Genomic DNA, 11860 nt, shown 5'->3' with positions numbered 1-11860 from the left:
GGGAGGGGCTCCGGGTGGGCACCAGTACCGCAACCGGATTCTGCCGGGTCACCGTCGTCGCACCGGACAGCCGGATCGATGTGGCGCTGCCCGAGGACGTCCCGCTCGCGGACGTCTACCCCGAGGTGCTGCGACTGTCCGGCCAGACCCTGGCCGAGGGCGCGCCCACCGGCTTCCACCTGGTCCGCCGGGACGGCACCGTGCTGGACAGCAGCCTGCCGCTGCTCGCCCAGCAGGTCCGCGACGGCGACCTGCTCAGCCTGCGCCCCTTCGCCGACTCGCTGCCCCCGGCCGTCTACGACGACGTCGCCGAGGCCGTGGCCACCGCCGTCTCCGCCGACCGCAGCCTGTGGGGCCCCGAACTGATGCGCGGGGCCGGCCTGATCGGCGGCGTGGTGCTGCTGGCCCTGCTCGGCTTCGCGCTCTGGTTCTCCGACCTCCAGCACGACATGCACTCGCTGCCCGGCCTGCTCTCCGGGGTGACCGCGGTGGTCCTGATCGCCCTGTCCGGCGTCCGGGCCCGGGTCTACGCCGACCGCGGCTCGGCGCTGGCGCTCGGCCTCGCCGCCCTGCCGCACGCCCTGATCGGCGGCTCCGGCATCGTCGCCCCCGACGCCGGCAGCGGCTCGGGGCGGATCCAGTTCCTGGTCGGCTGCATCGCCGTGCTGGCCGCGTCCGTGCTGCTCACCGCGCTGATGCCGAGCGGCGACGCGCCCTTCGTCGCGGCCACCCTGCTCTCCGTGGCCGGCACCCTGGCCACCTTCGGCGCCGTGCTCACCGAGGCGTCCGCCAGTCAGGTCGCCGCGGTCGCCGCGGTGGTGGCCATCGCCCTGATCGGCTACCTGCCCCAGCTCTCCGCCCGGTTCGCCCGGCTCCCGGTCGCCTTCCACGCCCCGGTGCAGGCCGCCGGGATGTCCGGCGCCGAGCAGGCCGCCGAGGAGGAGGAGACCGCCGACTACAGCCGGATCGCCGCGCAGGCCCGCCGCGGCCACGAGCTGCTGGTCGGCCTGGTCGGCGGCTGCGCGGCGATCGTGGTCGGCTGCGCCACCGTGCTGGCCTTCACCGACGGCCGCTGGCCGGAGCTGCTGGCCATGGTCATCGGCGTGACCACGATGCTGCGGGCCCGGCTGTTCCGGCACACCGCCCAGGTGCTCAGCCTGCTCGGTGCCGGCCTGCTCAGCCTGGGCCTGCTGGTGCTCGGGGTGGCGCTGCACATGCAGCTGTTCCTCTACCGGAACCTGGGCAACACCTCTGCGGTGGACGTCCGCACGGTGCTGCTCGGCGGGTCCGTCGCGCTGGGCGCCGCGCTGCTGGTCGGCATCGCCCTGCTGGTCCCCGGGCGCGGGGTGTCCCCGTTCTGGGGCCGGATCCTGGACCTGGTCGACAGCCTGATGCTGCTCGCCCTGATCCCGCTGGCCCTCGCCGTCCTCGACGTCTACGCCGCGGTCCGCGGCTTCACCAGCTGAGGCCCCGGTCCTGGGGTACCTTTCCGCGCTGGTAGGCTGGTGCAGGGCTGAGGAGCCCACCTTTGGTTTCCGGCCGGGCGCGCAACGTCTGGCACGGCCGCTCGCCGCGTTGGCGAAACGCCCAAGTAGCTCCGCTACGAGGGCGCTCCGCCGCCTTGCGATCGACCGAGCCAGACGCCGCGCGCTGATCCGGCCGGAAACCAAAGGTGGGCTCCAAGCCCCGTCCGCCGGGTTCCACCAGTTCCTGTGAAGCAGACCAGGACCACCCGGCACCAATGACTCAAAGGAGTTGCCGTGGCCCTCGACGCCGCTGTCAAGAAGCAGATCATGGACGAGTTCGGCACCAAGGAGGGCGACACCGGCTCCCCCGAGGTCCAGGTCGCCATGCTCAGCCGCCGTATCTCGGACCTGACCGAGCACCTCAAGCTGCACAAGCACGACCACCACTCGCGTCGTGGCCTGCTGCTCCTGGTCGGCCAGCGCCGCCGCCTGCTGCAGTACCTGGCCAAGAAGGACATCGAGCGCTTCCGTACGCTGGTCGACCGCCTCGGCATCCGCCGCGGTGCCGCCGGCGCCGCTCGCTAGTACGTCGCTCGGGGGCGGCTCCCACCTGTGGGGGCCGCCCTTCGGCGCATCCTGGCCCTGCTCTTCTTCAGCGAAGGATTGGGCAGGGCGCACGCGTGGGAAAGACTGCGTGCGTAAGGTGAGAACGAAGGGTGAAGGACCGCCCCGGCACGCGCGCCGCGCGTGAAGGAGAGGGGGTCCGACATCGCGGGACGACCGGACCGGTCGCCGCCCGCAAAGACGCGGAGCGTCCACACGCACACCGACCACAGGCGCCACCAGGCGCCGGTCCTCGGTAGTGGCCGCCGGAGGAACGAGCGCACGAGCGCCGCCCCGTCCGGAGGCTTCGATCGAAGACCGGCCCAGCCGGGGCCGCCGCGGGCGAAGCGCGGGGACGCTCCACCTGAGGAACACGAAGGAGATCTTCCAGGTGGAAGACAACACCACGTACGAAGCCGTAGCCGTGATCGACAACGGTACTTTCGGCACCCGCACCATCCGCTTCGAGACCGGTCGTCTGGCCCGTCAGGCCGCCGGCTCCGCCGTGGCCTACCTGGACGACGAGACGATGATCCTCTCGGCGACCAGCGCCTCGAAGCAGCCCAAGGAGCACTTCGACTTCTTCCCCCTCACGGTGGACGTCGAGGAGCGGATGTACGCCGCGGGCCGCATCCCCGGATCGTTCTTCCGTCGTGAGGGCCGCCCCTCCGAGGACGCGATCCTCACCTGTCGGCTGATCGACCGCCCGCTGCGCCCGTCCTTCGTCAAGGGCCTGCGCAACGAGATCCAGGTCGTCTGCACGATCATGGCGCTCAACCCGGACGACCTGTACGACGTCGTGGCGATCAACGCCGCCTCCGCGTCCACCCAGCTCGCCGGCCTGCCGTTCTCCGGCCCGATCGGCGGCGTCCGGGTCGCGCTGATCAAGGGCCAGTGGGTCGCCTTCCCGCGGCACAGCGAGCTGGAGGAGGCCGTGTTCGACATGGTCGTCGCCGGCCGCACCCTGCCCGACGGCGACGTCGCGATCATGATGGTCGAGGCCGAGGCCACCGAGAAGACCATCGAGCTGGTCAAGGGCGGCGCCACCGCCCCGACCGAGGAGGTCGTGGCCGCCGGCCTCGAAGCCTCCAAGGTCTTCATCAAGGAGCTGTGCCGGGCGCAGTCCGAGCTGGCCGCCTCCGCCGCCAAGCCGACCGGCGAGTTCCCGATCTTCCTGGACTACCAGGACGACGTGTTCGAGGCGCTCAGCGCCGCGGTCAGCGAGGAGCTCGCCCAGGCGCTCACCATCGCCGGCAAGCAGGCCCGCGAGACCGAGATCGACCGGGTCAAGGGCCTCGCCTCCGACAAGCTGCTCCCGCAGTTCGAGGGCCGCGAGAAGGAGATCTCCGCCGCGTACCGCTCGCTGACGAAGAAGCTGGTCCGCCAGCGCGTCATCAAGGACAAGGTCCGCATCGACGGCCGCGGGGTCACCGACATCCGTACGCTGGCCGCCGAGGTCGAGGTCATCCCGCGCGTGCACGGTTCGGCCCTGTTCGAGCGCGGCGAGACCCAGATCCTGGGTGTCACCACGCTGAACATGCTCCGGATGGAGCAGCAGCTGGACACGCTGGCGCCGGTCACCCGCAAGCGCTACATGCACAACTACAACTTCCCGCCGTACTCGGTCGGCGAGACCGGCCGCGTGGGCTCGCCCAAGCGCCGCGAGATCGGCCACGGCGCGCTCGCCGAGCGCGCGCTGGTGCCGGTGCTGCCGACCCGCGAGGAGTTCCCCTACGCGATCCGCCAGGTGTCCGAGGCCCTCGGGTCCAACGGCTCCACCTCGATGGGCTCGGTCTGCGCCTCGACCATGTCGCTGCTGAACGCCGGTGTGCCGCTGAAGGCCGCCGTCGCCGGTATCGCCATGGGCCTGATCTCGCAGGAGATCGACGGCAAGACCCACTACGTCGCGCTGACCGACATCCTGGGCGCCGAGGACGCGTTCGGCGACATGGACTTCAAGGTCGCCGGCACCAAGACCTTCGTCACCGCGCTGCAGCTCGACACCAAGCTCGACGGCATCCCCGCCTCGGTCCTGGCCGCCGCGCTGAACCAGGCCCACGACGCGCGTCTGCACATCCTGGACGTGATGAACGAGGCGATCGACGTCCCGGACGAGATGTCCGAGTTCGCGCCGCGGATCATCACCATCAAGATCCCGGTCGACAAGATCGGTGAGGTCATCGGCCCGAAGGGCAAGATGATCAACCAGATCCAGGAGGACACCGGCGCGGACATCACCATCGAGGACGACGGCACCATCTACATCGGTGCGGTCGACGGTCCCTCGGCGGAGGCTGCCCGTACGACGATCAACCAGATCGCCAACCCGACCATGCCGGAGGTCGGAGAGCGCTACCTGGGCACCGTGGTGAAGACCACGACCTTCGGAGCGTTCGTGTCGCTGATGCCGGGCAAGGACGGACTGCTGCACATCTCGCAGATCCGCAAGCTGGCCGGCGGCAAGCGCGTGGAGAACGTCGAGGACGTGCTCGCGGTCGGCGCCAAGGTGCAGGTCGAGATCGCCGAGATCGACCCGCGCGGCAAGCTCTCGCTGATCCCCGTGGTCGAGGGCGAAGAGGCTCCGGCCGAGGCCGAGGCCAAGTAGTCCCGGGCTCCGTAACGGCCCAGCTTTGAAGCGGCCCGGTCCTCCGCACGTCGGAGGACCGGGCCGCACCCCTGTTCGTGTGTAAGCATCGCGGAGGCAATACGTGGCACAGCCCACGGCAGCGCAGCAGCGCCCCGGCAGCACCAAGACGCTCCTCAAGGGCGTGGACGGGGCCGGCGTGGTCCGCCGCACCGTCCTTCCCGGCGGCCTGCGGGTCGTCACCGAGACCCTGCCGACGGTGCGCTCCGCCGCCTTCGGCATCTGGGTCGGGGTCGGTTCGCGCGACGAGACCCCGGTGCTGAACGGTGCCACGCACTACCTGGAGCACCTGCTCTTCAAGGGCACCGAGCGGCGCAGCGCGCTGGACATCTCCTCCGCGCTGGACGCGGTCGGCGGCGAGATGAACGCCTTCACCGCCAAGGAGTACACCTGCTACTACGCGCGGGTGCTGGACAACGACCTGCCGCTGGCCATCGACGTGGTGAGCGACATGCTGACCGGCTCGCTGATCCGGCAGGAGGACATCGACACCGAGCGCGACGTCGTCCTCGAAGAGATCGCGATGACCGAGGACGACCCGGGCGACGTGGTGCACGACCTGTTCGCCCAGGTGATGTACGGCTCCTCGCCGCTGGGGCGGCCGGTGCTCGGCACCGTCGACACCATCAACGCGCTCACCCGGGACCAGGTGGCCGGCTTCTACAAGCGCCGCTACCGCCCCGAGCACCTGGTGGTCGCGGCGGCCGGCAACGTCGACCACGCCAAGGTGGTCCGCCAGGTCGAGAAGGCCTTCACCGCGGCCGGCGCGCTGTCCAGGACCGACGTCCTGCCGGCCGAGCCGCGCGGCGGGACGCGGACGCTGCGCACCACCGGCAAGGTCGAGATCCTGGACCGGCCCACCGAGCAGGCCCACCTGGTGCTCGGCCTGCCGGGCCTGGCCCGCAACGACGAGCGCCGCTGGGCCCTGGGCGTGCTCAACTCCGCCCTGGGCGGCGGCATGAGCTCCCGGCTGTTCCAGGAGGTGCGGGAGAAGCGCGGCCTGGCCTACTCGGTGTACTCGTACTCCTCCTCCTACGCCGACACCGGCCTCTTCGGGATCTACGCGGGCTGCCAGCCCAAGCGGGTCGAGGAGGTGCTGAAGATCTGCCGCGAGGAGCTCCAGCGGGTCGCCGGGCAGGGCATCACCGAGGAGGAGCTGTCCCGCGCCATCGGTCAGATCTCCGGCTCCACCGTGCTCGGCATGGAGGACACCGGCTCGCTGATGTCCCGGGTCGGCAAGGCCGAGCTCTGCTACGGCACCCACCTGTCGGTGGACGACCTGCTGGCGAAGATCTCCGCGGTGACCCTGGACGACGTCCGCGAGGTCGCCTCGTCCGTGCTGGGGGCCCACCGGCCCTCGCTGGCGGTGATAGGGCCGGTCGGCGGCAAGCAGGCCGCCCGACTGGCCGAAGCCGTCTCCTGATCCCGATCCTGAGACCGATCCTGAGACCGAGTGGAGTTCTGACAAGATGACTACCCCCCTGCGGGTCGCCGTGCTCGGCGCCAAGGGCCGGATCGGCGCCGAGGCGGCCCGCTCCGTCGAAGCCGCTCCCGGCCTGGAGCTGGTCGCGGCGCTCGACCGCGAGGACACGCTGGAGTCGCTCACCGAGGCCGGCGCCCAGGTCGCGGTCGACCTGACCCACCCGGACGCGGTGCTGGGCAACCTGGAGTACTGCATCGCCCACGGCATCCACGCCGTGGTGGGCACCACTGGCTGGACCGACGAGCGGCTCGCCTCGGTACGGGGCTGGCTGGCGGCCTCGCCGTCCACCGGTGTGCTGATCGCCCCGAACTTCTCCATCGGCGCGGTGCTGACCATGCGCTTCGCTCAGCAGGCGGCCCGCTTCTTCGAGTCCGCCGAGGTCATCGAGCTGCACCACAACAACAAGGCCGACGCCCCCAGCGGCACCGCCACCCGGACCGCGCAGCTCATCGCCGAGGCCCGCGCCGAGGCCGCGCTGCCCCCGCAGGACGACCCGACCACCCACGGCCTCCCCGGCGCCCGCGGCGCGGACGTGGACGGGGTGCCGGTGCACTCGGTCCGGCTGCGCGGGCTGCTGGCCCACCAGGAGGTGCTGTTCGGCGGCACCGGCGAGACCCTGACGATCCGTCATGACTCGCTGCACCACAGCAGTTTCATGCCCGGCATCCTGCTCGGCGTGCGCAGCGTGGCGGATGCCCCGGGCCTCACCTTCGGCCTTGAGAACTTCCTGTTCGCGGGGGAGTGAGCCGATGGTCGCCCGCATCACCTACATCGTCGTCTCGGCCGCGCTGCTGCTGGGCTTCCTGGTCATCGTGGCGACCGGGATCCAGCTGATGTCCACCGGCAACGGCCTGGCCGTCGGCATCGGCATCTGCGCCGAGGTCCTGGTCGGCCTCGGGGTCTGGTTCCTCTGGCAGACCTACCGGTTCGGCCGCCGCAGCGGTGCGCTGGCCCGCGAGCTGGAGGCCGAGGGCGCGCTGCCGGTGGACGAGCTGGACCGCAGCGCGGCCGGCCGGATCGACCGCGGCTCCGCCGACTCCGTCTTCGCCCGCCGCCAGGCCGAGGCCGAGGCCGCCCCCGAGGACTGGCGCAGCTGGTTCCGGCTGGCCGTCGCCTACGCCGACGCCAGGGACACCCCCCGGGCCCGCAAGGCCATGCAGCACGCCATCAAGCTCCACGACGCATAGAAGGCTCCCGCCGCTGACCGACCACGGCGGGGACCGGTCCCGTCGGCTGCCGGCTGGCGTACTGCAGCTCGGTCAGCACCGCCCCGCCGAGCCGCAGCTCGGCGCGTTCCCCGGTCGGGTGAAACCCCTGCCGTTCGTAGAAGCAGCGAGCCCGGGCGTTGGCCTCCAGCACCCACAGCACCGTCTGCTCACGACCGTCCGCGCGCAGCCGCTCGCGGGCGGCGTCGAGCAGCGACGCGCCGATGCCGGTGGACCAGGCCTCCGGATGGGCGTAGAGGGCGTACACCTCACCCGGCAGCACCCCGGTGCGCAGGTGTTCGGGCATCGGCCGTTCGGGGCCGCAGCTGGCGAACGCGAGGATCCGGCCGTCCCGCTCGGCGAGCAGCAGATGCCGGTCGGGCGGGCTCTGCAGGAAGCGCCGGACCGCACAGGCGATCTCCTCCGGTCCGGTGTCCATGGCCTCCAGGTACACCGGCGGCAGGATCCCCGCGTACGCGGCACGCCAGGACGCCGCACGGAGCCGGCGCACGGCTCCGATGTCCGCGGCGGTGGCGTCGCGGACGCTCGGCGGCTCCAGCCGTCCCTGCACGGCACTCCCTCCGGTGCTCCAGCATGCGAGACGATCAGGATAAAACAGAAAGGAACATGCCAAGGACATGGCGGCACGCGTGCGGCGGATCTCACTTTGAGTCAGATCGACTGAATGTCCCATTTGCGGGATATCGGGGTGTTCCCTAGTCTCAGATCACGAGCCCCGGTGCTGCCTGAACCCCCGAGCAGGCAGCACCGGGCTCACTTTTCCGGTTCCTCCTGATGGACCGCCTGTGCTGGCACACGTCCACAACGAGTAGCGTTGGGTTCATGGCTCCGACCTCCACCTCTGAGATCCCCTTCGGCAGAGCGCTGACCGCGATGGTGACCCCGTTCACCGCAGACGGTTCCCTCGACCTCGAAGGCGCCCAGCGCCTGGCGGCCCATCTGGTCGACGCGGGCAACGACGGACTCGTCCTGAACGGCACCACCGGCGAGTCGCCGACCACCACGGACGCTGAGAAGAGCGACCTGGTCAGGGCGGTACTCGAGGCGGTCGGCGACCGGGCCCACGTGATCACCGGCGTCGGCACCAACAGCACCCGGCACAGCGTGGAGCTGGCCCGCCAGGCCGAGCGCGTCGGAGCGCACGGCCTGCTCGTGGTCACCCCGTACTACAACAAGCCCCCGCAGGAGGGCCTGTTCCAGCACTTCACCGCGGTCGCGGACGCCACCGGCCTGCCGGTGATGCTCTACGACATTCCCGGCCGCAGCGCTGTCGCCATCGAGGCCGAGACCATGGTCCGACTGGGCGAGCACCCGCGGATCGTGGCCAACAAGGACGCCAGGGGCGACCTCGGTGCGGCGGCGTGGGCGCTCTCCCGCAGTAACCTGGCCTGGTACTCCGGCGACGACGTGCTCACCCTGCCGCTGCTCTCGATCGGCGCGGTCGGCTTCGTCAGTGTGGTCGGGCACCTGGTCGCCGGGGAGCTCCGCAGCATGCTGGAGGCCCACCTCGCGGGCGACGCGGCCAAGGCCGCGGAGATACACCAGCGACTGCTTCCTGTTTTCACCGGTATGTTTCGTACTCAAGGCGTGATCACCACCAAGGCGGCCCTGGCACTCCAGGGGCTGCCGGCAGGTCCGCTGCGACTGCCGCTGGTCGAGGCCACGGGGGCAGAGATCGATCAGCTGAGGAAGGATCTCGCCGCAGGCGGGGTACACCTCTGACAACAGACTTCCACGTCCTGCCCGAGCGGTGACGTGTTGCACCACGAACAACGACGTAACGATGCCGTGTGCGCTGTGGACCCACCTGGGGTGTGCGGCGTGCGCGGAGAGGAGAGACTTTTGAGCCATCCGCATCCTGACCTCGGTACCCCGCCGCCGCTCGCCGAGGGAGCGCTCCGCGTCACCCCGCTGGGCGGTCTCGGTGAGATCGGCCGCAACATGACGGTGTTCGAGTACGGCGGCCGCCTGCTCATCGTCGACTGCGGCGTCCTGTTCCCGGAGGAGCAGCAGCCCGGGGTCGACCTGATCCTGCCGGACTTCAGCTCCATCAGGGACCGCCTCGACAAGATCGACGGCATCGTCCTCACCCACGGGCACGAGGACCACATCGGCGCCGTCCCCTTCCTGCTCCGCGAGAAGCCGGACCTGCCGCTGATCGGTTCCAAGCTGACGCTGGCGCTGATCGAGGCCAAGCTCACCGAGCACCGCATCCGGCCCTACACGCTGGAGGTCAAGGAGGGCGACCGGGAGCGCATCGGCGCCTTCGACTGCGAGTTCATCGCGGTCAACCACTCCATCCCGGACGCCCTGGCCGTCGCCATCCGCACCCCCGCGGGCATGGTCGTCGCCACCGGCGACTTCAAGATGGACCAGCTGCCGCTGGACAAGCGGCTGACCGACCTGCCGACCTTCGCCCGACTGGGCGAGGAGGGCATCGACCTGCTGCTGGTGGACTCCACCAACGCCGAGGTACCCGGGTTCATCGCACCGGAGCGCGACATCGGCCCGGTGCTGCAGCAGGTCTTCGACCGCGCCGACAAGCGGATCATCGTGGCCAGCTTCGCCAGCCATGTGCACCGCATCCAGCAGGTCCTGGACACCGCCCACGAGTTCGGCCGCAAGGTCGCCTTCGTCGGCCGCTCCATGGTCCGCAACATGGGCATCGCCCGTGACCTCGGCTACCTCAAGGTGCCGGGCGGCCTGGTCGTCGACGTGAAGACGCTGGACGACCTGCCGGACGAGGACGTGGTGCTGGTCTGCACCGGCTCGCAGGGCGAGCCGATGGCCGCGCTGTCGCGGATGGCCAACCGGGACCACCAGATCCGCATCGTCGAGGGCGACACGATCATCCTCGCCTCGTCGCTGATCCCCGGCAACGAGAACGCGGTCTACCGGGTCATCAACGGCCTCACCCGCTGGGGCGCCGACGTCGTGCACAAGGGCAACGCCAAGGTGCACGTCTCCGGCCACGCCTCGGCCGGCGAGCTGATCTACTTCTTCAACATCTGCAAGCCGCGCAACCTGATGCCGGTCCACGGCGAGTGGCGCCACCTGCGGGCGGCCTCCGACCTCGGCCAGAAGACGGGCATCCCCAAGGACCGCATCGTCATCGCCGAGGACGGCGTGGTCATCGACCTGGTCGACGGCGTCGCCAAGATCGTCGGCAAGGTCCAGGCCGGGTACGTGTACGTCGACGGCCTCTCGGTCGGCGACATCACCGAGGGCTCGCTGAAGGACCGTCGGATCCTCGGCGAGGAGGGCATCATCTCGGTCTTCCTGGTGGTGGACTCCGCCACCGGCAAGATCGTCGGCGGCCCCAACATCCAGGCCCGCGGCTCCGGCATCGAGGACGAAGCCTTCGGCCCTGCCATCCAGAAGATGCAGGACGCCCTGTCGAAGTCCGCCCAGGACGGCGTCATCGAGCCGCGCCAGGTGCAGCAGCTGGTCCGCCGGGTGCTCGGCAAGTGGGTGTCCGACACCTACCGCCGCCGCCCGATGATCCTCCCGGTCGTGGTCGAGGTCTGACCCCGACCGTTGGGAGCGCGGTTGTGACGCGCAGGTGCCCCTGTCGACAACAGTCGGCGGGGGCACCTGCGCGTTCGGGGGACTGATGCGGGTGGGGGACAACTGCGGGTAAATGGCACGACAGGGGGCCGGGGCTGTTGTTAGGTTCTTCGACCATGCGACCGCTCGACGAGAACGACATCCGCACGTCCTTTGTGAACTGCTCCAAAGGAGAAGCCGGAAGGCTCTCCCTCCCCAAGCCGCTCGACGCCACTCCCTGGCCGAACCTCGACTTCCTCGGCTGGCGCGACCCCGGAGCTCCCGACCGCGGATATCTCGTCGCCGAGCACGAAGGCCGGCTCGTCGGCCTCACCCTCCGCGCCCCCACCGGCCCGCGGAAGAGCTTTCTGCGGACCAATATCTGCTCCATCTGCGTGACATCCCACGCCGGTTCCGGCGTCAGTCTTCTCGCCGCCCGCAAGGCCGGCCCGGCCGGCCGCGACGGCAACACCGTCGGTGCCTACATCTGCGCGGACCTGGCCTGTTCGCTGTACGTACGGGGACTCAAGCGGACCGGACTCGCCCAGCGCATCGAGGAGACGCTGACCCTGGACGAGCAGATCGCCAGGACCAGGACGAACCTGGACGCGTTCATCACCCAGGTCCTGGTGTGACGGTCCTGGTTTGACACTGCGGTAACGAGCACGTAATGTCCTTCGAGTTGCCCTACACACGTGTGGGTGCGGCGAAACCCCTGATCAGATGGCATGGCCCTTCTTTGGCATGCCGTTTATCAGGAAAGCGGCGAAATTGGCTTGTGCAGCAAGAATCCGCTAAGGTTTGGAACAGAACGAAGCGCCCGGAGGGTCGGTGTGAAAGCCGCCTGAAGGAAGTGTCCGTTCCTTGAGAACTCAACAGCGTGCCAAAAGTC

General features: G+C 70.2%; 10 protein-coding genes. 9 read left to right on the top strand and 1 reads right to left on the bottom strand.

Annotation, left to right across the window (positions count from 1 at the left end; all coding sequences use genetic code 11):
- Positions 1-14: 14 nt before the first annotated feature.
- The 6 genes from eccD to ACEZDG_RS37240 all read left to right on the top strand — a co-directional run bounded on the left by eccD (position 15) and on the right by ACEZDG_RS37240 (position 7383).
- Entirely contained in the window at positions 15-1466 is a 1452-nt protein-coding gene (gene eccD / locus ACEZDG_RS37265) for a type VII secretion integral membrane protein EccD (protein WP_380519287.1), read from the top strand.
- A gap of 294 nt (positions 1467-1760) precedes the next feature.
- The gene (gene rpsO, locus ACEZDG_RS37260) at positions 1761-2051 is read left to right on the top strand and encodes a 30S ribosomal protein S15 (protein WP_182445654.1); all 291 of its coding nucleotides are present in this window, start codon (positions 1761-1763) and stop codon (positions 2049-2051) included.
- A gap of 409 nt (positions 2052-2460) precedes the next feature.
- Positions 2461-4674: a polyribonucleotide nucleotidyltransferase gene (locus ACEZDG_RS37255; RefSeq protein ID WP_380519284.1), complete on the top strand. Its 2214-nt coding sequence runs from the start codon at positions 2461-2463 to the stop codon at positions 4672-4674.
- Between the two features lie 103 nt (positions 4675-4777).
- Positions 4778-6136 carry a M16 family metallopeptidase gene (locus tag ACEZDG_RS37250; protein WP_380519282.1) on the top strand — a complete coding sequence of 453 codons (1359 nt, stop codon included), beginning with the start codon at positions 4778-4780 and terminating at the stop codon, positions 6134-6136.
- Positions 6137-6182: 46 nt separating this feature from the next.
- Entirely contained in the window at positions 6183-6941 is a 759-nt protein-coding gene (gene dapB, locus ACEZDG_RS37245) for a 4-hydroxy-tetrahydrodipicolinate reductase (RefSeq protein WP_380519280.1), read from the top strand.
- A gap of 4 nt (positions 6942-6945) precedes the next feature.
- Entirely contained in the window at positions 6946-7383 is a 438-nt protein-coding gene (locus tag ACEZDG_RS37240) for a hypothetical protein (RefSeq protein ID WP_380519279.1), read from the top strand.
- On the opposite strand, the gene ACEZDG_RS37235 is transcribed toward ACEZDG_RS37240, so the two are convergent.
- On the bottom strand, positions 7364-7972 hold the full coding sequence (locus ACEZDG_RS37235) for a GNAT family N-acetyltransferase (RefSeq protein ID WP_380519277.1): 609 nt from the start codon (positions 7970-7972) through the stop codon (positions 7364-7366). The genes ACEZDG_RS37240 and ACEZDG_RS37235 overlap by 20 nt on opposite strands.
- Before the next feature lie 272 nt (positions 7973-8244).
- Here ACEZDG_RS37235 and dapA point away from each other — a divergent pair, with 272 nt between their 5' ends.
- From dapA to ACEZDG_RS37220, 3 genes are all read left to right on the top strand, one after another.
- Positions 8245-9144: a 4-hydroxy-tetrahydrodipicolinate synthase gene (gene dapA, locus ACEZDG_RS37230; protein ID WP_380519275.1), complete on the top strand. Its 900-nt coding sequence runs from the start codon at positions 8245-8247 to the stop codon at positions 9142-9144.
- 120 nt (positions 9145-9264) lie between these two features.
- On the top strand, positions 9265-10950 hold the full coding sequence (locus tag ACEZDG_RS37225; protein ID WP_380519273.1) for a ribonuclease J: 1686 nt from the start codon (positions 9265-9267) through the stop codon (positions 10948-10950).
- Positions 10951-11105: 155 nt separating this feature from the next.
- Entirely contained in the window at positions 11106-11603 is a 498-nt protein-coding gene (locus ACEZDG_RS37220) for an FBP domain-containing protein (RefSeq protein ID WP_380519272.1), read from the top strand.
- Positions 11604-11860: the final 257 nt, after the last annotated feature.

The sequence above is a fragment of the Streptacidiphilus alkalitolerans genome (genome assembly GCF_042511045.1).
Taxonomy (GTDB): domain Bacteria; phylum Actinomycetota; class Actinomycetes; order Streptomycetales; family Streptomycetaceae; genus Streptacidiphilus; species Streptacidiphilus alkalitolerans.
The sequence above is the reverse complement of the archived record's forward strand: the minus strand, read 5'-3'. Positions and strand labels throughout refer to the sequence as shown.